Annotated in this window: 21 protein-coding genes and 2 pseudogenes; 13 read left to right on the forward strand and 10 right to left on the reverse strand. The window is 61.7% G+C overall.

Annotation, left to right across the window (positions count from 1 at the left end):
- Nucleotides 1-27: 27 nt before the first annotated feature.
- Both FOM02_RS29500 and FOM02_RS29505 read right to left on the reverse strand, forming a co-directional pair.
- On the reverse strand, nucleotides 28-891 hold the full coding sequence (locus tag FOM02_RS29500; protein WP_027559057.1) for an alpha/beta fold hydrolase: 864 nt from the start codon (nucleotides 889-891) through the stop codon (nucleotides 28-30).
- A gap of 9 nt (nucleotides 892-900) precedes the next feature.
- On the reverse strand, nucleotides 901-3408 hold the full coding sequence (locus FOM02_RS29505; RefSeq protein ID WP_027559056.1) for an alpha/beta hydrolase: 2508 nt from the start codon (nucleotides 3406-3408) through the stop codon (nucleotides 901-903).
- Nucleotides 3409-3538: 130 nt separating this feature from the next.
- Between FOM02_RS29505 and FOM02_RS29510 the strand changes: the two genes are divergently transcribed.
- The 5 genes and pseudogenes from FOM02_RS29510 (at nucleotide 3539) to FOM02_RS29530 (ending at nucleotide 6933) form a co-directional block, all read left to right on the forward strand.
- Entirely contained in the window at nucleotides 3539-4465 is a 927-nt protein-coding gene (locus FOM02_RS29510) for an alpha/beta fold hydrolase (protein ID WP_027559055.1), read from the forward strand.
- Complete coding sequence (locus FOM02_RS29515; protein WP_027559054.1) at nucleotides 4462-5064, forward strand: hypothetical protein; 603 nt, start codon at nucleotides 4462-4464, stop codon at nucleotides 5062-5064. The genes FOM02_RS29510 and FOM02_RS29515 overlap by 4 nt, the downstream gene beginning before the upstream one ends.
- Before the next feature lie 98 nt (nucleotides 5065-5162).
- A pseudogene (locus FOM02_RS29520) lies at nucleotides 5163-5809 on the forward strand (CoA transferase subunit A).
- A 3-nt stretch (nucleotides 5810-5812) separates the two neighbouring features.
- Nucleotides 5813-6463, forward strand: coding sequence for a 3-oxoacid CoA-transferase subunit B (locus FOM02_RS29525; protein WP_027559052.1), 651 nt, complete (start codon nucleotides 5813-5815; stop codon nucleotides 6461-6463).
- A gap of 11 nt (nucleotides 6464-6474) precedes the next feature.
- Nucleotides 6475-6933: a MaoC family dehydratase gene (locus tag FOM02_RS29530; protein WP_027559051.1), complete on the forward strand. Its 459-nt coding sequence runs from the start codon at nucleotides 6475-6477 to the stop codon at nucleotides 6931-6933.
- A 169-nt stretch (nucleotides 6934-7102) separates the two neighbouring features.
- On the opposite strand, the gene fabI is transcribed toward FOM02_RS29530, so the two are convergent.
- The 4 genes from fabI to FOM02_RS29550 are packed head-to-tail and all read right to left on the reverse strand — an operon-like array spanning nucleotide 7103 to nucleotide 12328.
- On the reverse strand, nucleotides 7103-7891 hold the full coding sequence (gene fabI / locus FOM02_RS29535; protein ID WP_027559050.1) for an enoyl-ACP reductase FabI: 789 nt from the start codon (nucleotides 7889-7891) through the stop codon (nucleotides 7103-7105).
- Nucleotides 7888-9102 (reverse strand): acetate/propionate family kinase, encoded by a 1215-nt coding sequence (locus FOM02_RS29540; protein ID WP_027559049.1) that lies wholly within the window; start codon nucleotides 9100-9102, stop codon nucleotides 7888-7890. Before FOM02_RS29540 ends, fabI begins: the two co-directional genes overlap by 4 nt.
- Before the next feature lie 5 nt (nucleotides 9103-9107).
- Nucleotides 9108-10070: a phosphate acetyltransferase gene (locus tag FOM02_RS29545; RefSeq protein WP_027559048.1), complete on the reverse strand. Its 963-nt coding sequence runs from the start codon at nucleotides 10068-10070 to the stop codon at nucleotides 9108-9110.
- 29 nt (nucleotides 10071-10099) lie between these two features.
- The gene (locus FOM02_RS29550) at nucleotides 10100-12328 is read right to left on the reverse strand and encodes a DUF3141 domain-containing protein (protein WP_027559047.1); all 2229 of its coding nucleotides are present in this window, start codon (nucleotides 12326-12328) and stop codon (nucleotides 10100-10102) included.
- Nucleotides 12329-12488: 160 nt separating this feature from the next.
- On the opposite strand from FOM02_RS29550, the gene FOM02_RS29555 reads away from it, so the two are divergent.
- Entirely contained in the window at nucleotides 12489-13025 is a 537-nt protein-coding gene (locus FOM02_RS29555; RefSeq protein ID WP_027559046.1) for a GNAT family N-acetyltransferase, read from the forward strand.
- A gap of 3 nt (nucleotides 13026-13028) precedes the next feature.
- On the opposite strand, the gene FOM02_RS29560 is transcribed toward FOM02_RS29555, so the two are convergent.
- From FOM02_RS29560 to FOM02_RS29570, 3 genes and pseudogenes are all read right to left on the reverse strand, one after another.
- Nucleotides 13029-13484 carry a hypothetical protein gene (locus tag FOM02_RS29560; RefSeq protein ID WP_027559045.1) on the reverse strand — a complete coding sequence of 152 codons (456 nt, stop codon included), beginning with the start codon at nucleotides 13482-13484 and terminating at the stop codon, nucleotides 13029-13031.
- Nucleotides 13468-14385, reverse strand: a complete 918-nt coding sequence (locus FOM02_RS29565; RefSeq protein WP_027559044.1) for a DUF2950 domain-containing protein — start codon at nucleotides 14383-14385, stop codon at nucleotides 13468-13470. Before FOM02_RS29565 ends, FOM02_RS29560 begins: the two co-directional genes overlap by 17 nt.
- Nucleotides 14382-15884: pseudogene (locus FOM02_RS29570) on the reverse strand (DUF3300 domain-containing protein). The gene FOM02_RS29565 and the pseudogene FOM02_RS29570 overlap by 4 nt, the downstream one beginning before the upstream one ends.
- A 3-nt stretch (nucleotides 15885-15887) precedes the next feature.
- On the opposite strand from FOM02_RS29570, the gene FOM02_RS29575 reads away from it, so the two are divergent.
- The gene (locus FOM02_RS29575) at nucleotides 15888-16892 is read left to right on the forward strand and encodes a thioesterase domain-containing protein (protein WP_265440340.1); all 1005 of its coding nucleotides are present in this window, start codon (nucleotides 15888-15890) and stop codon (nucleotides 16890-16892) included.
- 176 nt (nucleotides 16893-17068) lie between these two features.
- Here the strand turns inward: FOM02_RS29575 and FOM02_RS29580 are convergent, their stop codons facing one another.
- Nucleotides 17069-17866, reverse strand: a complete 798-nt coding sequence (locus FOM02_RS29580) for an IclR family transcriptional regulator (RefSeq protein WP_027562295.1) — start codon at nucleotides 17864-17866, stop codon at nucleotides 17069-17071.
- A 203-nt stretch (nucleotides 17867-18069) separates the two neighbouring features.
- Here FOM02_RS29580 and FOM02_RS29585 point away from each other — a divergent pair, with 203 nt between their 5' ends.
- From FOM02_RS29585 to FOM02_RS29610, 6 genes are all read left to right on the forward strand, one after another.
- Nucleotides 18070-19230 carry an aminotransferase class V-fold PLP-dependent enzyme gene (locus FOM02_RS29585; protein ID WP_265440341.1) on the forward strand — a complete coding sequence of 387 codons (1161 nt, stop codon included), beginning with the start codon at nucleotides 18070-18072 and terminating at the stop codon, nucleotides 19228-19230.
- Nucleotides 19231-19282: 52 nt separating this feature from the next.
- Entirely contained in the window at nucleotides 19283-20074 is a 792-nt protein-coding gene (locus tag FOM02_RS29590; protein ID WP_027562293.1) for an amino acid ABC transporter permease, read from the forward strand.
- A complete protein-coding gene (locus tag FOM02_RS29595) occupies nucleotides 20071-20775 on the forward strand; it encodes an amino acid ABC transporter permease (protein ID WP_265440342.1) in 705 nt (234 codons plus the stop codon). The genes FOM02_RS29590 and FOM02_RS29595 overlap by 4 nt, the downstream gene beginning before the upstream one ends.
- 45 nt (nucleotides 20776-20820) lie before the next feature.
- Nucleotides 20821-21588 carry an amino acid ABC transporter ATP-binding protein gene (locus FOM02_RS29600; RefSeq protein WP_322596912.1) on the forward strand — a complete coding sequence of 256 codons (768 nt, stop codon included), beginning with the start codon at nucleotides 20821-20823 and terminating at the stop codon, nucleotides 21586-21588.
- A gap of 29 nt (nucleotides 21589-21617) precedes the next feature.
- Nucleotides 21618-22511, forward strand: coding sequence for an amino acid ABC transporter substrate-binding protein (locus FOM02_RS29605; protein ID WP_265440343.1), 894 nt, complete (start codon nucleotides 21618-21620; stop codon nucleotides 22509-22511).
- Between the two features lie 121 nt (nucleotides 22512-22632).
- Entirely contained in the window at nucleotides 22633-23985 is a 1353-nt protein-coding gene (locus FOM02_RS29610) for an amidohydrolase family protein (RefSeq protein ID WP_265440344.1), read from the forward strand.
- Nucleotides 23986-24033: the final 48 nt, after the last annotated feature.

Raw genomic sequence — 24033 nt, forward strand, 5'->3', positions numbered from 1 at the left:
ACGTCTCTCCCTTCGAGGAGTTGGGGGTTAAGCGGCTAGTCCTCCGAACCAGGCTCCGAAATAACCAGCATAGAGCGCCGGCCGTTCGAGGTTCATCGAATGGCCGATGCCGGGGACGACCACCAGGCGGCAGTCCGGCATCGATTCGGCCATGGCGCGCAGATCAGCCGGCGCAATCCAGCCGTCCCACTCGCCCCACAAGACGAGGTGCGGATGCCGGATCTCCGGCATGCGCCGCTCCAGCTCGCGGCTCTCCTTCTCGCGCGTCAGGTTGACCGGCGTTCCGATCCAGACCCCCTCCGAGACGCCGAAGGTCTGCTCGATGATCCGGTCGAACAGCGCCTGGATCTCGCCGAGCCCCTCGCGAAAGCGCGGGACCATGTTCGGTGCCATGCTCTCCGGAACAAACAGCGACGAGGCGGCGGTCGCCATCACGGACCGCGTCAGCTCCTTGCTCGCCATCATCGCCCTGAACAACCCGATCTGCTCGGCGTTGAAGGCCATGCCGAGCGGCGTCACCGGATCGAGCGCAAAGACGCGGCCGAAGCGCTGCGGCTGCATCAACAGCATGCGCGCGGCGATGATGCCGCCGGTCGAATGGGTCGCAAGGTGGCAGTAGCCGATATCGAGCGCATCGAGCGCCGCCAGCATATCCTCGGCATGCTGTTGCATGGAGTAGTTGGCGTAATCCGCAGTCGGCTTCGGCCGGTCGCTGTCACCGCAACCACGCCAGTCGATTGCGATGACGCGCAAGCCGGTTGGAAACAAGGGCGCCGCGAGCTCGATCCAGTCCTTGCTGGCGAGATTGCCGTGGACGAAGACGACCGTGACGTCGCCTCGCCCCCACTCCCGCCAGCCAAGCTGCACCTCGCCCGCCTGCACTCTCGGCATCGACAGGTCCTACTTGTTGAGGCCGGCCGTCGGCGCCGCGCCGGGCGGCGTCGGCGCCACCGGCAAGGCCGACACCACCGCGCCCTTGATCATGCGGTCGGTGCCTTGCGGCGACGAGGTATCGACCGTTCCCTTGGTCACGAAGTCCACCACATCGGCGGAATATTCCACGGGGTTGTCGGTGTGGATGAAGTGTCCGGTCTCCGGATAGATCTTGAGCATCGGCCGATTGCCGGCATTCGTCATTCGCGTCATGAACGGCGTGATGACGTCACGACCGAGGTCGGTCAGCCCGTTGAACGCGGGTGTCGGGATGAACGGCTCCTTGTCGCCGAACGCGAGGAAGATCGGCGCCTTGATCTGGGTGACCCGCTCATAGAGGTTCTTCGGGTCATCCTGCTGCAGCTCCGCGCCTATCGTGTAGATGTCGAAGATGAAGACGTTGCACCACTGCTCGAGCTCCTTGGGGTTGCCCTTGGTGAGCCCGACGCGCTGCTCGGTGTGAAGGCGGGCATATTCGCTGTCGCTGAAGAAATAGCCGCTCTTCGCCGTCGAGACCACGCCGGTGTTGGGGTCACGCTTCTTGAAATAGAAGAAGTCGCGGATGTTCTGCTCGTCGCGCGCCTTTTCCGCCGCGAGGATGCCGGTCTGGTCCCAGACCTGCCTCCACTTGTCGAAGTCGCGGCCGAGGGTCGGATCGAACAGCGGCGCCTTCTTGTCCTTGGCGATGGTGATTTCGCGCGGATATTCCTCGAGGCCTGACGGCGCTTCCAAAGCGAGGCCCTGCACCGCATCCGGCCAGGTCAGGGCGTAGCCCACGACGAACTGACCGCCGAGCGAGTGACCGAGATAATAGGCCTTCTTGACGCCGAGCTGGTTGACGACGAGGTCGTAAATCACCTCGCGCATGTCCTGCATGGTGCGCGCCGGGCTCTTGTCGAGATTGCCGGGCCCCGACATACCATAATGCGGCAGGTCAGGCACGATCACGCGCAGGCCGCTGCGCAGCGCGTATTGCATGATGTTGCCGTAGTGACCGCCGAACGCACCCTTGCCGTGGATGATGACGAGCACCTTCGGATCCTTGTCGGTGCCGGCATACTCGTCCATGTAGCCGATCTCCCAGGCGTTGCCGCTCTTGTCCTTGGCGTTGGCAAATTTGACCGGATAGGGATAGGTCACATACGCCTTCCAGAACGACTTCTTGGGATCGATGTTCTGCGCGACGTCGGGCACGCGGTAATTCTTGTCGACGAATTTCTGGGCGCGGTCGAGCGCCACCACGTCGTCCATGAAGGCGACGAACTTCGGATCGTTCTTGCGCTGGTTGATGATCGGGAACACGCCGTAGTGCGCGACCGGGCTCTCCTGCGCGATCAGGTCCGCACCGGGCACGCGATCGACCGCCTTCTGCGCCAGCTTGAAGTTGAGCCAGAGATCGTTGGTGATGTGCATCACCAGCGTGCGGGCCTGGATGCGGCCGAGATACGGGTTGATGTTGTGCGTCTCGCCGACCCGGTTGCGCCAGACGAGGTCGACTGCGTCATAGAGCTTGGCGCGGTTGGTGACGTTCAAGCCGGCCTTCTCGTTCGGCGGATCCCAATAGAAGATCTCCGGCTGCACCGCTGGCCAGTTCTGGGTCGTGCGGAAAGCAAAGTCGTAACCGGTCATGCCGAGGATCGACCAGCCGAATGCAACGCCCGGGACCGGATGCTTTTCCTTGGGCAGCTTGTAGTAATCGCCGTTGGTGGACTGCCAGACGGGATCGGACTCGATCGCCGCCGTCATCATCTGGAACGTCCAGTTGCCGACGGGGTCCTCGCCATCCGACTGCGTGGTACCGCCGATCGGCATCAGGGCGTTGATGTATTCCGGATGCATCACGCCCCAGACGTAAGTCTGCGTGCCGCCCATGGAGACGCCGGTGACCAGCGCGACGCGCGCGACCTTCAGCTCGTCGCGCAGCAGACGGTAATTCGCCTGCACCATGTCGTAGTAGCTGTACTGCGGAAACTTGATGCCGAGTCCGTCAGACGGCTTGCTCGCGCCCCAGGTGCCGAGCGGATCGACCATGATGACGTAATAGCGATCGGTGTCGATCGGCCGGCCCGGACCGATGATCGGCACCCCGCCCGACAATGCGGCGCCCTTGACCCACTGCTCGTACATGTCGGTGGAGTCGCCGGAATAATAGGAGTTGATCACGACAGCATTGGTGATCTCGCCGGCCGCGTTACGCCGGGCGTTGCCGATGGCGATGTAGGCGGTGCGCAGCTTGCCGGCGCCGAGCGACTCCAGCGTGACGCCGCCTTCGCCGCCGTTCTCCCATTTCGAGGGATCCGACAGGTCATACTTGCCGCCAAGGCGAAAGTTGGCGATCTCGTAAGTTTTCTTCAAACCGTCATGCTGCACCTGCGACGAACGCCGCGTGAAGGGTTGTGCGACTGCGAGCGCCGTGCCGACCAGCAGCAGGACCAGGCTGACCAAGCAGCGCCTGACGATATCTCTCGCGATCATGACGGAATCCTCCCTCGCGCATTTTGGCGAGACGCTAGGCAGGACAGCCGGGCGAGCTTTGATCTAACTCAATGGAATGTGCTTGCCGACGTTGAGGATCGCACAATCGAAACCGCCGCCGGCCAGTGCAATGCCCTTCCTCAGTCATGGCTCATACCGGGTACGCTATGAGCTGGACGGGCCGGCGGATGCTCCAGCCTTTGTGCTCGTGAACGGGCTTACGCAATATGCCGAACTCTGGTCGGCCTATCGCGAGGCGTTGCTGGCGCGTGGCTTTCGCGTTGCGACCTTCGACCTGCTCGGCCAGGGCGCTTCCGACAAGCCGACGCTCTTCATCAGTCAGGACGACCAGGTCACGGCGCTACGCCTGCTGATCGACGAGCTCGGCGACGGCCCGGTCTTCCTGAGCGGCATCAGTTTCGGCGGCCTGATCGCGCTGCGCTATGCCATCGCGCATGGCGCGCGGCTGTCCGGGCTCGTGCCGATGAGCTGCTTCGCCGAACTTACGCCGCAGCTTCTGCTGCTCGGCAATGCCTTGCGGACCGGGCTGATCCTCGGCGGCACAAGTTACCTCCAGGACCTCTTGCTGCCGATGAACCTGTCGGACCAATGGCTGGAGCCGCTGCTGGACAAGCTCGACGGCATCAAACGTCAGGGCTGGCTCGTCAACGACGTCTACGCGCTCCAGAACCTGATGGAATCCTTCCTCGACTTCCAGCCGCTGACGCCGCGCCTGTCAGCGATCACGGTTCCGACCATGATCCTCAACGGTGAGTTCGATTTCCTGACGCCGCGCAGCCTGCACGAGACGTTGCGCGTCGAGATTCCCAACAGCTCACTAGTCATCGTGCCAAAGGCCTATCACGCCTTCACGCTGGAGAAAGGCGCGCTGACCGCCGATCTGCTCGCGCGCTTTGCCGAGGACGTGCTGGCCGGGCGCTGGCAAGGCAATCAAGCGGTCTGGATCGCGCCGGACGAGCCCGGCGGCGAGCTCACGCCGTTTCCCGCCGGCTACGACCATCTGCGCGCCATCCCGGTCAAGCGAGCGCTGCCATGAGCGGCTTCCTTGGTCCTCTCGATTTCGACAGCCGCATTCCACGGCGGCAGCAGACGCGGGTCGCAGCATTCCTGATCTCGGCGCATGGCGCCCTCGCCCGGCAATTCGCCTTCACCCTACCCATGAGGCTCGATGCCGCCTGGCAGACCGAACTGAACGCGCAGTTCTATCGTGAGAGCGAGATCGTCTCGCTGCTGATGCGCGCCACCTCGTGGATTCCCGATCTTGCCCTGGGATACATGGCCGCATCCTGGGAGACCGCCTGGTTGCCGGCGCCCATCGACGGGATCGCAGATCCTCGCCTCGCCCAGGCGGTTCACCTCGCAACGCTTGCCCATGCCGTTCACGCCGGCATCCGACCGGCTGCGCTGCTCCCGGTCGAGGCCAATGCGCAGGATCCCTTTGTCATGGCTCTGCGCCGTATCGAGTTCGAGAGCAGCCGGCTGTTGCAGGCGCAGATCCTGTTCCTTAAGGGCGAAGACCTTGCGCCATATCGGGACGCCGTGAGCGCGGCGCTCGAGCAGCGCCACGACAGCGTTCGCAAGCTTTGGCGCGAGACGCTCGCGAGCATCGGCGTGGACGCACCCGGAACGGAATGACCGGGAGCCTTGATGCAGATCAAAGGAGGGCAACCGGCCGGCGCCAACATCGCACCGTCGCCATTCTGCGCATCGCCGGCCGACCGGGAGTTTCAATCATGAAGGCCGTCTCCGTCGAAGAAGCCGTTGCGATGATCCCGGCAGGCGCCAGCGTCATGGTTGGCGGCTTCATGGGCGTAGGAATCCGGAGCGCCTGCTCGACGAGATCGTGCGGCAGAAGAAGACCGGGCTGACGCTGATTTGCAACGATGCAGCCACGCCCGGCAAGGGCGTCGGCAAGCTGTTCGATGCGGCGCTGGTCTCCCGCTTGACCGCCACACATATCGGTCTCAATCCGAAAGCCCAGCAGCAGATGCTGGCGAACCAGATCGCGGTCGATCTCATTCCGCAGGGCACCTTCGTCGAGCGCATTCGTGCAGGCGGATGCGGTCTCGGCGGCGTGCTCACGCCGACCGGCGTCGGCACGCTGGTTGCGGAAGGCAAGCGCCAGATCGAGGTCGATGGCAAACCCTTCCTGCTCGAGACCGCGCTGCGGGCGCAATTCGCGCTGGTGCACGCCTTCCTCGCCGACTATCTCGGCAACCTCGCCTACGCGCTGACGTCGCGCAACTTCAACCCAATCATGGCGATGGCCGCCGATACCGTCATCGTCACGACGGAGAACATCGTGCCGGTCGGCGTCATCGCGCCCGATCACGTCATGACACCGGCGCCGCTCGTCGACTATCTCATCACCAACGGGTGAGCCATGGATCCGCAGATCATCATCGCCCGGCGCGTCGCCAAGGAGCTCCGCAGCGGCAACCTCGTCAATCTGGGCATCGGCATCCCGACGCTGGTGGCCAATTACGTGCCGTCCGACCTCAAGGTCTTTTTCCAGTCGGAGAACGGCCTGATCGGCACCGGGCCGATCCCCGAGCAAGGCATGGCCCATCCCCTGCTCACGGACGCCGGCGGGCGGCCGATCAGCGCGCTGCCGGGCGCCGCCACCTTCGACAGCGCAATGTCGTTCGGACTGATCCGCGGCGGCCACGTCGATATCACCGTGCTCGGCGGCCTCCAGGTCGATGCGCACGGCCTTCTCGCCAACTGGATGATCCCCGGCAAGATGGTGCCGGGCATGGGCGGCGCCATGGACCTCGTCAGCGGCGCCAAGCGCGTCATCGTCGCCATGCAGCACGCCGCCAAGGGCAAGTCGAAGATCGTGGCGAAATGCTCGCTGCCGCTGACTTCGGCGCGGCCTGTCAACCTGGTCGTGACAGACATGGCCGTGATCGGCTTCCCCGACGGCAAGGCAACGCTCCTGGAAACCGCGCCCGGCGTCAGCGTCGGCGAGGTCCTGGCGCTGACGGAGGCGGAATTGACCATTCCCGATCACGTTCCGGAAATGAAGCTCTGAGCAGGCTGACCATGCGGATCTTCACGGACTTCGACGAGATCAAATCCGCCGTGGGCACCGAGATCGGAGCCAGCGACTGGATCGAGATCACCCAAGAGCGCATCAACCAGTTCGCCGAGGCGACCTGCGACGAGCAATGGATCCATGTCGACCAGGAGCGCGCGAGCAAGGAGATGCCCGGCGGCAAGACCATCGCTCACGGCCTGCTCTCGCTCGCTCTGGCGCCGTTGTTCATCCGCTCGGTGCTCAGCCTGAAGGGCCTGCGCAACACGCTGAACTACGGCGCCGACCGGATCAGATATCTCGCGCCGGTGCCGGCGGGCTCGAAACTGCGCGGCCGCGTCACGGTCGCCGAAGCCGAGGACGTGCCGCCCGACGGACTGCGCGTCAACTATCACCTCGTGATCGAGATCGAGGGCGGAAAGAAGCCCGCCTGCATCGCCGAGCTGATCGCCCTGCACTACCGCTGAAACAAAAGTTCGAAAACAACCCCATGCACAGTAGCCATGGGTTGATTCCACGATGCATTTTTCTGATTTGGCGAAAAGTCGTTGACCCGTCGGGCAAAACAGTGGCAATATGCCATCATCAGCCCGAGTGACCAGACGGCCGAATCCGGCGTGACAACGCGCGGCGCGATCAATCGATGATGTGGTAGCCGCCATCGATGTAGAGCACGCCGCCGGTGATCAGCTTGGCGCCGTCGAGCGCGAGGAAGGCGGTGGCGTTGCCGACATCGTCGATGCTGACGAGGCTGCGCGACGGCGCCTTGGATTGCGCCTTGTCCATCAGCTCGTCGAATTCCGGAATGCCTGAGGCCGCGCGGGTCGCAAGCGGTCCCGGCGAGATCGCGTGGACGCGGATGCCCTTCGGACCCAGTTCGGCGGCAGCATAGCGAACCGAGGCTTCGAGCGCGGCCTTGGCGACGCCCATGATGTTGTAGTTCTCCACCACCATCTGGCTGCCGTAATAGGTCATGGTGAACAACGTGCCGCCATCCTTCATCAGCGGCTCGGCGAGATGCGCCATGCGCAAGAACGACCAGCAGGAGACGTCCATGGTCTTGAGGAAGCCGTCACGGCCGACATCGACGACGCGGCCGTGCAAGGCCTCCTTGGGCGAGAAGGCGATGGAATGAAGCAGGAAATCGAGCTGGCCCCACTCCGACTTGATGCGCTCGAACACCGCTTCGGTCTGGCCCTCGACCATGACATCGAGCGGCATGAAGATCGGTGCTTCCAGTGCCTGCGCCAGCGGCTCGACATGCTTTTTGGCGCGGTCGTTCAGATAGGTGACGGCGAGATCGGCGCCGAGTGCCCGGAACGCCCTGGCGCAGCCCCAGGCGATCGACTGGTCGTTGGCGATGCCGACGACGAGGCCCTTCTTCCCCTTCAGGGCGACCTTGCTGTCCGGAAATACTGGGATCATGACACCCTCTCATGCCTGGGATTTTGCGAGTGGCCGTTCATCAGCAGCGCCAGCGTGTGCTGCGCGATCATCAGCTCCTCGTCGGTCGGCACCACGTAGACCGGGATGCGACTTGTCGCCGTCGAGATCAGCCGCGCATGGCGTGCGTTCTCGGCCGCATCGAGCGTCACGCCGAGCCAGCCGAGCTGCTCCGCCACGCGGGCGCGGATGCTGCTCGAGTTCTCGCCGATGCCGGCGGTGAAGACGAAGGCGTCGAGGCCCTGGAGCGCGGCCGCGAGCATGCCGGCGTTGAGGCCGATGCGATAGACGAAATAGTCCACCGCCAGCCTCGCCTGCGGATCGGGACTTGCTTCCAGCTCGCGCATGTCATTGCTGACACCGGAGAGACCTTTCAGGCCGCAATCGCGGTAGAGGAAATCCTGCACCTTCGATGCCGACATCCCCTTCTCGGAGATCAAATATAGCACCACGCCGGGATCGAGCTGGCCGGGGCGCGTGCCCATCGGCAGCCCGTCGAGCGCGGTGAATCCCATGGTGCTCTCGACGCTCTGTCCGCCCTTCATCGCGCACATCGATGCGCCGCTGCCGAGATGTGCGACGATCACCCGGCGCTTTGCGATATCAGGTGCGATCTGCGGCAAGGTCCGGGAGATATATTCATAGGACAGCCCATGGAAGCCGTAGCGCCGCACGCCCTCAGCGTGGAGCTGGTGCGGGATGGCGTAATGATCGGCCAGCGGCCCGTGCGTGCGGTGAAACGCGGTGTCGAAGCAAGCGACCTGCGGCACCGCAGGGAAATTGGCGAGGATCGAACGGATCGGCGCCAGATTGTGCGGTTGATGCAGCGGCGCCAGCGCGACGAAGCGCTCCAGCCGCGCCACCACGCCATGATCGACCAGGACCGGCCGCTCATAGTCAGGCCCGCCATGGACGACGCGATGCCCGACCGCCAGCGGATGGATGCGAACCTCGTTCCGCAGCCATTCGCCCGCAATGTCCATCGCCGCCGGAACGTCCGCGACGGCCTCGATCGGATAGGCGCGGTCGGCCATGGGATCGCCGCCCGCCCCACTCGCCCGCAGCCGCGGGCGGCTGCCGATGCCATCCACCTGCCCTTTGATCAACCGGCGCAGCGTGCCTTCGCCCTCGGCCGCGAAGACCTGGAACTTGACGCTCGACGAGCCCGCATTGACGACGAGGATGCTGTCCATGGCGGTCACGCCGGTACTGTCGGCGCCTTCTGGCGCCTTGCATGAGCATAGAGCGCGGCGACCGCGCAGGACGCCATCCGGGCCCGCGGAGTATCGGCGCGCGAGGTCAGAACAACAGGCACGCGCGCGCCGAGCACGATGCCGGCGCCATCGGCCTTGGCGAAATAAGCGAGATTCTTGGCGAGCATGTTGCCCGCTTCGAGGTCGGGCACGACCAGGATCTGCGCGCGGCCGGCGACCTCGGACTTGATGCCCTTGATGCGCGCGGATTCGACGTCAATGGCGTTGTCGAAGGCCAGCGGCCCATCGAGCAGGCCGCCGGTGATCTGCCCGCGGTCCGCCATCTTGCAGAGCGCGGCCGCCTCGATCGTGGACGGGATTTTCGACGTGACCGTCTCGACCGCGGACAGGATGGCGACGCGCGGCGATTTGCCGAAATTCGCCTGGGTGTACAGATCGATCGCGTTCTGGATGATGTCGCGCTTGGCGTCGAGATCGGGGAAGATGTTGATCGCGGCGTCGGTGACGAAGATGGTTTCGGCATAGGCCGGCACATCCATGACGAAGACATGGCTGATGCGCCGGTCGGTCCGCAGCCCCCCGACCTTCGCCGTCACGGCCCGCATCAGCTCGTCGGTGTGCAGACTGCCTTTCATCAGCAGCTCGGCCCGCGCGGCATGGATCAATTCGACGCCCTTGGCTGCGGCATCGTCGCTGTGCGCGGCATCGACGACCTCATAGCCGGAAATGTCCAATCCGAATTTCGCGGCCGTATCCCTGATCTTCTGCTCCGGCCCGACCAGCAGGGGCCGGATGATGCCGGCCACAGCGCTGTCAACGGCGCCCCGCAACGACGTCTCGTCGCAGGGATGCACGACGACGGTCGGCGCCGGCGGGATCGCCTTGGCAGCGGCGATCAGGCGATCGTACTTGCTGGGAGACTGCGTGGCCGTCGCATCTGGTGACATGATGTTGCTCCCGGTCCCTGCAATTTTCGCTACGACGCCTTCGCCTTTGGATCGAAAGGCGCAACATTCGACGCCGTTTCGGAAGGCCCGCCGATGTCGAGGCCGAACAAGCCGGCAACTTGCCACAGCCGTTTGGCCCGCTCGCCGGTGACGTCCTCGCTCGCGGACAGCACCTTCTCGACCGCCTCGAAAGCGCCGCGGCGAAGATTGACGTCGTCGGGCAGCATCTTCGGGATGGCGGCCAGCGCCGCGTCGCGATCGAGCAGCAGCATGAAGAACTGCTCCCGTACCAGCATCTTGAACTCGGGCAGGGTCATGCGCGCGCCGGCATGATCGCGGCGGACCCGGCGCAACGCCTCGATGCTGCGTTCATCGACCATCCCGCGCGCCGAGCCAACATAGAGCAAGGCGCGCAGCGCCGCTTCGCGTAGACCGCCCTCGCCGATCCGCGATTTCAGTTCAGCGATGCGCCTCTCGAGCATGGCGCGGTGTTCGGCGGTCATCTCACGCCGCTGGGATGGCACGGAGGTGGGATCGATCCCGACCGCCGCCTGGAGCGCCGGCGAACCATAGACGTTGAGGAAGATCGCTTCGCTCAGCGCCTCCTGCGAGTCGCGCCAGCTGTCCAGGGCGTGGACGATCTGCTTCGACATCTGCTCCTGGAACGCCAGGAACGGATTGTCCTTCGCAACCGGCTTGCGCTCCTCCTCGGCCTTCTCGGCCAATGATTTCACGGTCGCCATAAGGGGATTCCGGCTGCTGAACAGCTCGTATTGCAGCCGCAGCGGATGCATGTTGTGAGCCCACGCGGCCACTTTGGGCGTCACCATGCCCTTGATCCAGGGCTGGAGGAATTTCTGATAGGCCTTGAGATTGATCTCCGAGACGCGCTTGGCGGTGGCAAAGCGCCGCTCGTCCTCGGGGGAATTGCCGCCCATCGCGCGGATGTCGTCGAGCGTCCGCGCCTCGCAGCGCATCACCCACTGGCCGACGACCAGTTCCGAGCTCGCGGTCTCCTTGCCCTTCGCTTCAAAAGTGGCCTCATAGAGCCCGGGCGGAAGAACGTCGATCAGATCGATATTGCCGGAGAACTCCGCGTGCTCCTTCTTGGCGATGCCGCCAGACACGAAGATGCCGAGATGACCGATGCTCTCGTGCACGGTGTAGACGATGGTCTGGCCATAGGCCCTGATCTCGTCGACATCGGCGTAGCAATCCAGGATCCAGTCCAGCGCCTGCTGCGGCGGTGTGATGTTGTCGCCCTTGGAGCAGAACACCACGATCGGCGACCTGATGCTGCGCAGGTCGACCTTCTGGCCGTCGGACATCACGATGTTGCCGGCGGCGAGATTGTTGCCGACGAACAGCTCATCGACGATGAACTGGATTTCCTCGGCGTTGAGGTTGACATGGCCGCCCCACCAGCGCTCGAATTCGAGATAGCGGTCCGCCTCGGTGTCGACCTTGGAATAGACGTTGTATTGCTTGGTCCACAGCGTGTTCGACGGGTTCTGGTTCTCGAAATTCTGCACCAGCCAGGCGCCGTCGAACCTGCCGGCGCCGAGATCGCTGGTGAGCGCGGTGAGCCAGCTCCCGCCGAGCAGGCCGCCGGAATAGCGCATCGGATATTTGCCGTGCACGCCGGCCCAATAGGCAAGCGGTGCGCCGGCGATGATCAGCGGACCGAACAGCTCGGGGCGCAGCGAGGCCAGGATCATGAGGGCCCATCCGGCCTGGCAATTGCCGATCACGCAGGGCTTGCCGTCGGCGTTGGGATGGCGCTCGATGACCTCTTCGATGAAGATGGCTTCGGCACGCGCGATGCGCTCGATGGTCTGTCCGGGCATCGGATCCGGCAGGAACCCGATGAAATAGCAGGGATGGCCTGCCTTCATGGCAACGCCGATCTCGCTGTCGGCCTTGAAGCCGCCGATGCCGGGGCCGTGGCCCGCGCGCGGATCGATCACGACGAACGGCCGCCGGTTCATGTCGATCTCGACATTGTCGGGCGGAATGATGCGCACCAGCGCGTAGTTGACGGGATCGTCCAGCTTGCGCCCGTCCATGATCAATTCGGCGGAATATTGCAGAACATGCGGCGCGGTCTGCGCGACATGTTCCCTGTATTGGTCGCCGCGCCGGCGCATGATATCCAGGAACAGGACACTGCGCTGGCCCGCGTCGATCATATATTCGACCGCCGAGGCGACGAGGCCCGACATCGGACCGCCCGGAATTTGCACCTTATCGATGGACATGTTTCGCCCTCTCCGTCGCGTTCGACCATTGACGGCGGCGGGTCAGGACGAACGTTGATCTAGGTCAAGATGACCTGCACGCTTGAAAGGCTCTTGTCCTGTAACGGGCTTACGAGGCGCGATTTGCTTGACGCGCCAATAGCTGCCAGGCGACATCGGCATGTCACAAATCGCTGATTACAGCGCGCAAGCCGCGCTGAAGGACGGCACCCCAGTCGAAATTCGCGCGCTTCGGCCGAGCGACGAGGCGGACATGCTCGCCGCGATCGAGCGCACCGGGCCGAGCTCGCTGCAGAGCCGGTTCTTCGTCATGAAGCGACACTTCTCGGAGAAGGAGCGCGCCTTCTTCATGGACGTCGATTTCAGCAATCACGTCGCGCTGGCTGCCTGGGCCCTGGAACAGGGTCGACCCGCGATCGTCGGCGGCGGCCGATATGTGGTCACAAATCCCGGCGAGGCGGAGATGGCCTTCGTCGTGGTGGATGCCTGGCAAGGCCGCGGGATCGGTTCCCTGCTGCTGAGGCATCTCATCGACATCGCGCGGGAACAGGAGATCCGCGAGCTCACGGCCGAGGTTCTGGCCGACAACGCGTCGATGCGGCGGGTGTTCGCGAAGTCCGATTTCAGGCCTGCGCGAAGCGAGGATCCGAGGACGGTGCGCCTGACTCTCGATCTTGGTTCCGCGCGGCCCGCTTGAACCTCACTTCAGGGTGATCGTGATCTCACTGATATTGGCGGCGAGCTCGAGTCCCGCCTTCGGGCCTTGCAGCACGATGGTCACGCCCTTCTCGTTGCGGAGGTGAACACCGTTGACGCCGCCGACCAGCGCAAAGCCGCCGCCGACGGAGCTGTAGGTGCCGGCGAAGTCACTGACATCGCGGATCCCTGAGGCCCAGCCGTCGAAACGGCCGACCGTCGCGCCGGCCGTGATGCCGAAGCTCAGACCGCTGATCCTGAACGGATAGGTCTTGCCGCGATAGGTCAGCACGCCGCTGCCGGCGCCGCCGCCGACCAGCAGGCCCGCCTTGACGAACTTGACCCTGACGTGACCGGATACTTGCGCAAAGGACGGTGTCGGCGCGGCGAGCCCGAGCGCCAGCAGCAGGAGCGCGATCAGGCGGAACATCCGCGTCCGCCGTTCAAGGTTTTGGGGCATCGACCTTCTTCCAGGTCTGGTCGGGATTGAACTGCGTGGTGCGCTCGGCGAGGAACTCGGTGCGCGTGCCGAGATCCTTCTGATAGACGACACCGTCGTGATTGACGAGGAAGGTCATGACGCCGGAATTGCCGTATTCCGCCGGCCAGGCGATCAGGCCGAAGCCTCCGATCATCTTGCCCTTGACGACATAGTTGAGCGCGCCGCCGCGCGCATCCGGGCCCTGCCCCTTGAGGATGTGGAAGTAGTAGCCGTGATAGGGCGCGGGGCCGACATCGCCGGCGCGATAGCCTTCCTTCGACGCCTCCGCCGCCAGCGCGCCGAGCGGGCTCGGATCGCTGTCGTCGCGCCAGAACAGGCCGTCCTTCTTGCCGGGCGAAGAGACGATGCGCTGCGCGTAGACGCCGGCGCCCTCGCCGCGGTCCTTGTCGGCATAATCGTTCTGCGCGTCGACATAGGCCAGCATGGTCTGGATCGCATCGAGCTCGTTGCGGCCGATGCGGCGGCGGAGCACCTCGATCCGGCCCTCGTCGGTGTTGAACGCCCAACCGTTCTTGGTGTTGACCAGCGGGATCGGGAACGGGAAGTCGTCCGGCCCGAGCATCAGCGTCGCGGTCTTGTTGCCCTCCGCCTTGATGTCGTGCTTGGCGTCGTACATCGAGGTGAAGCGCGCCCGGATGTCGTTGTCCGCGACCTCGTCGCCGGAGGAGACGATGTCCTCGGCATCCCTGCCGAGCACTTTCAGAATGTCTTTCGGGCCGCTCTTGACCGCGGCGGCAAGCGCAGCCGCGGCGTCTTCCGGTGTCTTGTAGGATTCCTGCGCGAGCGATGCCGATCCGAACAGCGCGAGCGCGACGAGGCCGGGCAGCACCGCGCGACGGAACGATTTCAGACCGGTCATGGCGTCACCTCCGCAGGAATCTTCGCGCCGCCGGCGAGCCAGTCGCGGTAGGTGCGGAATGTCAGCCCGAGCTTTTCGTAGTGGACGCGCAGATAGCCGTCGCTGCCGCGGGTCACGGCATCGGGCATCACCTGCTCGACCTCCTGCGCCATCACGCCGACATAGGCCTTGTCGCTGCCGATATAGCTGAAGCGATAGTAGCCGAGGCCGTTCGAGAGATGGCCGAGCAGAACGATGTCGTGCTTGAGCGCGATGTCGGAGCGCCGGCCTCCGCCGCCACCGCCGCGGCCGCCGCCTCCAAAGCCGCCTCCGCCGCTGACCGGCCGGAGGAGACATTCATCGCGCCGCCGCGATTGCCGCCGCCACGGTTGGCAGCAGTCGGGACGATTGCCTCCTCCGCCACGGTTCGCAGCCTTGGCGCGGTCGCCGCCGCCCTTGTTCGCGCCCTTGGCCCGATCACCTGCACCGGCCCGATCACCCCCACCCGGCCGGTCTCGCGTCCCTGCACTCGGACGATCGCCGCGGTTGCCGGCGCGATCACCGGCTCCGCCGCGGTCTCCTGCACGGTCTCCGGCGCGATCGCCCGCACGGTCTCCCGCGCGGTCCCCTGCACCTTGGTTCGGACGCAGCACCTGGTTGCCGTCACGGCCGCGGAAATCCATCCGATCCGACGCGCCGGCCTTGATGTTGGTGTTGCCGAAGCGCTGCTGAACGTTGACGTTGTTGTAGCGCACACCGCCGCGATGCGCCGGATTGTGCTGCCAGCCGTTGGCGATGTTGGTGGTGCGATGATTGACGTAGACGTTGCGGTTGCCCCAGTTGCAGCCGCCGCCCCAGTAATTGCCCCAGCGCCCGATCGCCCAGGCGGTGCCGAAGGCGAGACCGGCCGCGACCACGCCCGCGCCGATATAGGACGGATAGCCCCAATAATAAGGCGGGTATTCCGCATAGGGCCAGCTGCCATACACCGTCGCCGGATCGTAATACGGCACATACATCTCCGCGGGATTGGCCTGCTGGATCACGACGACCTGCTTGCCTTCCTGCGACTGGACGCTGACCTTCTGCTGCTTGGTGGTGGTGAGCTTCTTGTTGTCATAGGCCTTGTTGCGCAGGCGCTGGATCGCATCCATCACATCGGGCTGCTGCGCGAGGAAGGCATCGCCGAGCTTCTTGGTCCAGTCGAGTTGGTCGCTCATCATGGCGAGGACATCGGCGGTGCTTGCAAGCGCCTTGATGCTGTCGTCCCAGCCCTGCTTCTCGACCTCGGTCTTGAGCGCATCGCCCTTCAGGCTCTTGCGCTCCTTCAGCCAGCGATCGGCCTGCACCACTTCGAGCGGATAGGTCGAGGCGGCCAGCACGTTGGCGAGCAGCTCGTCGGGATAGAGCGCGATCGGTGCGACCAGAGCCTCCAACTGCTCGGGCTTCAGCAGCTCGGCCGACGGCGCCGGCGGCGTTGCAGCACATTCGCGACTTTTATTGGAGACGAAGCATGACAGGCATTGGCCGACCCGGCGCGCAACGACCACTTCTTCGAACTGGGCGGCCACTCCCTCTTGGCCGTGCAGATGCTCATTCGAGCATTAAATCTTGGGCTAAGTTTTAGCGCCATCGACCTCTTCCGAGCCCCTGTTCTGAAGCAGCTTGCATCGAAGATTCGTTTGCAGGTGCAGCCCAGTAACAGGGCGGTGATTCCCGTTCGACCGACCGGATCACAGCCACCTCTCTTCTTTGTCCCCACAGGTTTCGGGGATTGTTCGTATGTCCTCGGTTTGGCAGCGGAAATAGATGTAGACTGCCCGGTCTACGCTCTGCCATGGCCCCCGTTCGATGACGTTCGTCCACCGACTCTTGAGGCGGTGGCCGCAGAGGTGATCCTTGCGATCAAACAAATCCAGCCACGTGGCCCATACCGTTTTGCTGGATACTCATCAGGTGCAATCCTGGCTTATGCAATTGCCGAGCAGTTACTGAGTGCTGATGAAGTTGTGTCATTCATGGCGTTCATTGATGTTAGTCTACCTGCGGCTTCTTCAAACGGATCACTAAAGAATTTGGCGCGAGAATTTGTTTTGGATCGTTGTGGAATCTTGCGCGATGAGTTTCACGAGGTTTTGGAATGCAACACCGAACAATCTTCCATCTCTGAGTTGCTTGAAAAGGCGCAGAAAATAGGAGCGCTAGCTCCAGATCACGATCTTCACAGTGACGTTTCGATGTATCAAAAGGTCGACGCATTTCACAGCGCGCTACGATCGTATCGCGTTCCGTCGCTCGCGATCGAAATACATCAGTTCTATGCGAGCGAGCCTCTCATCAGTCATCAGGTCCCACCTGACAAACAACTCAGAAGCGACTTGCCAAACCAGGGCTGGGACCGGGTTGTGAATGCTGAGGCTATTCGTGCTGTACCGGTTCCAGGCAACCACGCAACAATGGTGAGCAATCCAGAAAACCGCCGAGTTTTGGCTCGAGCCATTTCAGAAGCCCTTGATCGCGGCTGTTGAATAGACCAAGAGAACTTTCTCCGAGGCCCCGACCTTTTAAAGTGTCAGCGATGGCTTACACATGGCAGTATGCGCAAGCTGACATGAGGATCGAGGAGGTCGTCGATCACATCGATGGAGATACGTTCTCAGCCGATCAAGCTCTCTCCTCCCGAGCAGGCTGGCGCTGAGGATCATCAAGTATCCTCCAATGTGTCGTCTTCACTGTCCGTCTGAAGGATGGTTTGCGACAGGAGCGCGGCGGCTCTTTGAAGCGGAGGAATGAAGCGATCCAGCTCTGTGAAGCTCACTCGCGCTACGGGCACCGATACGCCAAGGCAGGCGATCAGTTCCCGGTCCGGGGAAACGATGGGGACCGCGCAGCCGACGACGCCCTTCACGTATTCCTCATTGGTTTTGGCCCATCCTCGACGGCGGGTTTCCTCGAGAAGCTTCAGGAGGGTTTCGAGATCCACGATGGTATTGTCGGTGTACCGCGTCAAAGCGAGCGAGCGGCATAACTTCTCGCGCGCCCTCTCGGGTAACCGACTCATGTAGATCTTGCCAGTCGAGGTGCAATGAAGTGGAGCAGCCTCGCCGGGATTGAATTGAAGTCCCTGCGGCTGAGACACCCGTACGCTGTCGACGTAAGCGACAACATTGTCGCGCACGACGCCAATTTCGCACTGTTCGCCGATCTCGCTGGCGACTGCGCGCAGCACCGCATGTCGCCGGGCTGTGCGAAAAGCCGCGCCGATGACTTTGGCGGATAGGGTGACCAACTGATTGCCCACTACGTAGCGCTTCGATCCAAGCGCCTTCTGCAGAAGGCCGCGTTCTTCCAAGTTTCCGACAAGCCGGTGGGCTGTCGGAACGGGTAACGAGAGCGCCTTCGCGATCTCCGCGACCGAGGGAGCCTTCGTCTGACTAGCGACGTAACCGACAACGGCGAATGCCCGGTCGAGCGGTCCAGCCGTTCTTTCTTGCTCTTCCATACTTACCTCCGTAGTCAACGTATTATCATTTTTCGGAATAAATAATACTATAATTTGCAAAATAACTTGGACGCCTGGCCGTTTGCCCATATCGTTGGCGCTGTCGTCTCACGACCACAGTTTGTGCAGCGCACAGGTGTTGGGATGGCCGCTAGGCCCGAATCCGACGATGCGGGGCGACGTGACCAAGGATGGAGATGGGAATGTCTCGTCATTACGACGTGGAAGCTGTGCGCAAGGAGTTCCCGGCGGCCAGACGGATGGTCTACCTCGACTCCGGTTTCCAGACGCCGCTGGCGCGTCCTGTCATGATAGCGATCGAGACCTTCCTCCGTGAAAGCATGGAGACGGCCGGACCGAAAAGCGTATGGCTCGATCGGGTTGAGCAAACGCGTGCCAAAGTCGCCCGTTTCCTCGGAGTGGCGTCCGACGAAATTGCCTTCACGAAGAACACATCGGAAAGTATGAACATCGCGGCGAATGCGTTGCCTCTGCGAGCCGGCGACAACGTTTTGATGATCCACGGTGATCACCCAAATAACGCCTACGCCTTCCTCAATCTGAAAAAGAAGGGCGTCCAAATCGACTTCCTTCCGATGACGGATGTCGTAAACGCGGAGACGTTTCTTCCCCACGTCGATGAAAAGACTCGCGCGATCTCGCTCTCGCACGTCACCTTCCACGCCGGACATCGCTTCGACATCGAGAGCATCGGCGCTCTTTGCGCGGATAAGAAGCTGTATTTCATCCTCGACGTCATGCAGGCGATCGGGGTCGTTCCGATAGACGCGAAAGCCATTCAGGCAAGCTTCGTCGGCTCCGGCAGTCACAAGGGATTGCTCGTGCCTCAAGGGCTTGGATTGCTCTATTGGGATAAGAAGCTGCAGGAGTTGGAGCCTGCCTATCTTGCCGCTGCCAGCTTGGCCGAGGTTCCTGACGACCTTATCGCGCGCGCCGATCGCGTGTCACCATCTCCGAGCGCGCGACGTTTCGAACTAGGAAACTTCAACCTTCTTGCAATTCACGCGCTTGGCGCTTCCCTCGATATGATCGAGCAGATTGGCGTGACCAACATTCAGAACCATTGTTTCGACCTCGGTGATCATCTCATCGCCCAACTGGACGAACTCGACCTCAGTCTCGTCGGTCCACGTCAACGTCAGCATCGCTCGCCTCACATCTACGTCGTTGGCCTGCCCGCGACAGAATGGCTCGGCTACTTCGAAGAGAACGGCGTGCGTGTTTCCCCCGAACGCGATGGCATTCGCGTTTCGTTCGGCATGTTCAACACAGTCGACGATGTGGATCGTCTGGTGCATCTCATCCGTGAGCGGCAGTCTAAAAGGTCATTCAGGGCCGCTTAGGATTTGGCATGGGAGCGGTTTGAGAAAAACACCTGCAATCGTGAGGCTCGCGATGTTCGGAGTTCTTCTTGAAAATACAATGGATGGCCAGCGGTACATCGACTGGCTTCTTTCGGGCCTTGGTTGGACGTTGGCGCTTGCCTTCTTCGGCTGGTGGATAGCGTTCGCGGCCGGAGTGGTGGTCGGCATCGGGCGAACAGTGCGGCACCCCGTATTCGGGGCACTAGCCCGATTCTATGTCGAGATCTTCCGGAACATCCCCGTCCTCGTGCAGATGTTTCTCTGGTACTTCGTCCTGCCCGAGCTTCTTCCGAGTGCGATAGGCGACTGGATCAAGCAGATTCCTCCGCCTTGGGGATCTTTCTTTCCGGCCCTGTGGTGTCTGAGCCTATACACCGCGGCGCGCATCGCAGAACAGGTTCGCGCAGGTATCGAAGCCTTGCCTAAGGGGCAAGCCGAAGCGGCTGCCGCACTTGGCCTGAGCGGATATTTGACCTATCGCCATATCATCCTGCCCCAGGCTCTGCGCCTCATCGTGCCAAGCCTGACAAGCGAGGTCATGGGCATCTATAAGAACACGTCCGTGGCTCTGACCATCGGCTTGATGGAGTTGACCGCCCAGGCGCGCCAAATCAGCGACGCTACGTTCCAAACCTTCACTGCATTCGGTGCCGCCACACTCATCTATCTTGCTTTGGCTCTGATCGCCTACCAGACGATGATGCTCATCGACAGAGCGGTGCGCATTCCAGGTACCGCACCAGGCAAGGAAGCCGTCGGATCAGATTTTGACGATGTGGAGCTGGAAAGCTCCTTGCCTGGCAGTATGGAGGTCGTGAAATGAACAGCCTCGATTTCTCGATCATCGCGCAGGCATGGCCCTATTTATGGTCAGGATTGCTATTCTCCCTCTCCTTGACGGCAACTGCCTTCCTGATTGGGATGTTTCTCGGAACGCTCTTCGCTCTCGTGCAGCATTTTGAACTCCGCATTCTGAGCCAGCTCGTCCGTGGCTATGTTGCCCTGATGCGATCGATTCCGCTCATTCTCGTCCTGTTCTGGTTTTTCTTCTTGGTGCCCGTCGTTTTGGGCCACCTGTCAGGCAATGGTCGTCCGATTCCGGTCGGTGCCACCTATACGGCGTTCATCACGTTCGGCTTGTTCGAGGCGGCCTACTATTCGGAAATCATCCGCGTCGGCTTGCGCGCGGTGAACAAGGGACAGTTCGAGGCCTGCCAGGCTCTCGCCTTGTCGACATTCGATACGTATCGCCACATCATCCTGCCGCAGGTGTTTCGGGTAGCCAGCCCCATCATCCTGAGCCAGACCATCATTCTGTTTCAGGATACGTCGCTCGTGTACGTGCTGTCCCTCACCGATCTCCTTGGTGCGGCTTCGAAGCTTGCACAGCTCAATGGTCGCCTCGTCGAGATGTACCTCGCAGTAGCCGTTGCTTATCTCATCATAAGTTCCGCCGCGTCCCAATTCGTCGCCTCACTTCGCAAGAAGTACGCGATCGCGGGCGCCGCCGATAGTCATCGATGATCTGCTATCCCGTCATTCCCTGGCGGCTTCAACCTGGAGACCAGCATGCAGCAAGAGCGCACGGTTAGCCCAGCCGACCAATTCCCGATGGTTGTCGTCGAGCAACTCGTCAAGCGATTCGGCAACTTCAATGCCTTGAGTGATATCAATCTCAACATTGCAAAAGGAGAAAAGATCGTACTCTGCGGGCCGTCGGGTTCGGGGAAGTCGACCTTGATCCGCTGTATCAACCAGATCGAAAAGCATGATTCAGGCCGCATAGTCGTCGACGGGACCGAGCTAACAGATCGGATTGGCCATATCAACAGCGTCCGCTGCGAAGTGGGTATGGTCTTTCAAACCTTCAACCTGTTTCCACACCTCTCGGTGATCGAAAACTGCATGTTGGCTCCGATGAAAGTGAGGGGGCTACCCCGAGCTGAGGCGCATGGTCGGGCGATGATGTTGCTGAGGAAAGTTCGCATCCACGATCAGGCCAAGAAGTATCCCGCCCAATTGTCGGGCGGCCAGCAGCAGCGTGTTGCGATAGCTCGCGCCCTGTGCATGCAGCCCAAGATCATGCTTTTCGACGAGCCGACTTCCGCTCTCGACCCGGAAATGGTCAAGGAGGTGCTCGACACCATGGTTGAGCTCGCGCAGGACGGGATGACGATGGTCTGCGTCACACACGAAATGGGTTTTGCGCGCGAAGTGGCAGATCGTGTGGTCTTCATGGATCGCGGCTCGATCGTGGAAGAGGGTGATCCCAGCACCTTCTTCGAAGCACCGAACACGGAACGGGCCAAGACCTTCCTCAACCAGATCATTCATTAGCCGCGTTTTATCCGAACCGAGACATCTCCATGCTCAGAATGCTTGCACTGCTCTCCGCAACTGCTATCGCCATGCTTTCAGTCTCCACGGCTCAGGCCGGTCCGACGCTCGACAACATCAAGTCGAAAAAGGCGATCACCATTGGCTACCGCGAAGCTTCGATCCCCTTTTCCTATCTCGGCGGCGACCAGAAGCCAGTCGGTTTTTCCCTGGACCTGTGTGCGCATATCGTCGATCGACTGAAAGCTGATCTCAGCACTCCAGACCTTCATGTCAAGCTCACGCCGCTCAATTCGTCCAACCGCATCCCGCTGATACAGAACGGTACGATCGATATCGAGTGCGGCGGCACTGCCAGCAGCAAGCAGCGTCTGGAACAGGTCTCATTCAGCGTTTCGACTTTCGCTAGCCAAACGGCTTGGCTCGCAAAGGTGTCGAGCGGGTTCAAGACGCCGAAAGATCTAAAGGGCAAGACTATCGTTGTTACACAGGGGTCCGATGCGCTTGGTATCGCCAAAGGTATCTCGCAGGATGAAGGTCTCAATCTTACGATCGCGCAAGCCAAAGACCATGCTGAATCCCTGCTTCTGCTCGCCACCGGGCGGGCATCGGCGTGGGTGGAGGCGGACATTCTCTTGGCCGGTATGAAGGCGGATTATTCGAACCCCGCTGACCTAACTTTCTTAAGAGCCAATTACGGCACGATCTATTATTATGGTCTGATGTTCTCGAAGGATGACCCCGACTTCAAAAAAATGGTCGACGACGTGCTCTCCAAGCTCATGGCTTCCGGCGAGTTCGCGAAGATCTACGACAAATGGTTCATGGCTGCGATCCCACCGAAGAACATCAACCTCAACTTTCCAATGACGGAGGCTCTTAAGGAGCGCGTTGCCCATCCGAGTGATGTCGTCGACAATTGATCTAATCCGAGTGCGGTCGCGAAATGCGCCGTTGGCGAACGTTAGACATACAGCATGGTTAACGCAGCGGTGATCGCGAATGCGGATGCAAGCGGCTGTCCTTACCTGAAAGGAATCCAAAATGAGTGGCGCTGCGATTGGCTGGGAGGCAATGACGGACTCCGATCGAAAGATTGCGCAGTGGGTGGAGGAAACGCCGTTTGTGGACACCCACGAACATCTGATTGAGGAAAGTCAACGCCTTGCTGGAGCGATCCATCCACGAACATTGCCATGCAACGACTGGGCTTATTTATTCAGGTCCTATACGGCCGAGGATCTGGTCGTTGCCGGCCTTCCGGCGGCCGATCTGCGCAGGTTCCTCTTGCCGGATCTTCCAAGCCAGGAAAAATATCGATTGATCGCCCCCTATTGGGAGCGCATCCGCCACACCGGCTACGCCCAGGCCCTGCGCCATACATTTCGCGGCGTTTATGGTGAAGATGATTTGACAGCCGAGAGCCTGCCGCGCATCGCTGAGAAATACCGAGAAACGGTTCAGCCCGGGTTTTATGCCCGCATTTTTGGCCTAGCGAACATCGAGGGCTGCCATGTCAATTCGCTGCAGCGTATTTTTATGGAGACCGAACAGCCAGGGCTACTCGATCACGATATAAGCATCCTTCAACTGTGCCGGTGTAGCGCTGCTGATTTTGCGTGGGTGGAGGCTGAGACAGGCAGGCGACCCGCGACGCTCGATGAGTGGCTCGACGTCATCGACTTCTACTTCGCAACATACGGTCCCAAAGCCGTCGCCGTAAAATCGCAGATTGCCTATTCGCGCGCTCTCAATTTCGAGCCGGTCACCAAGGCGCATGCGTCAAGGCTATTTCCTCATCACGCCGACAGAGTCGGCGCATTACACGCCCTGGGTCCCGAGGACCTCAAGGCGCTACAAGATTATCTGTTCCGCTATTGTCTCGACAAGGCTGGCGAGTGCGGCCTTCCGGTCAAACTGCACACCGGCGTTTTGGCCGGCTATGGCGTGATGCAACTCGGCCGTACCCACAGCAATGCCGTAGACGTATGCCGTCTGTTGCAAGACTTTCCCGAAACCCGTTTTGTTCTCATGCATATCGGCTATCCATACGAGCACGAGTTTATCGCGCTGGCCAAACATTACCCGAATGCCGCGATCGACATGTGCTGGGCGTGGATTATCAATCCGGTGGCGGGCGTTCGCTTTCTGAAGGAGTTTCTGGTGGCGGTCCCGTCGAACAAGATCTTCACCTTCGGGGGCGACTATGTCGCTGTCGAGCCAATTTACGGCCATGCGTTTGTAGCGCGTCGTGGAATCGCGATGGCACTCTCGCAATTGGTTGCCGAAGGGTGGGTTGCGCTTGAAGAGACTCGTGGTCTGATAGAAAGGATCATGCGCGGGAACGCTCAACAGTTCTTCTGTAAACCACATCGAGAGCGCGCAATTCATCCCTGAACGGTGCACAAGCACGATCATTTCGCTGGGGGAAGCTTGGAAAATGGT

Source organism: Bradyrhizobium sp. SEMIA, from assembly GCF_014844175.1.
Lineage (GTDB): Bacteria > Pseudomonadota > Alphaproteobacteria > Rhizobiales > Xanthobacteraceae > Bradyrhizobium > Bradyrhizobium arachidis.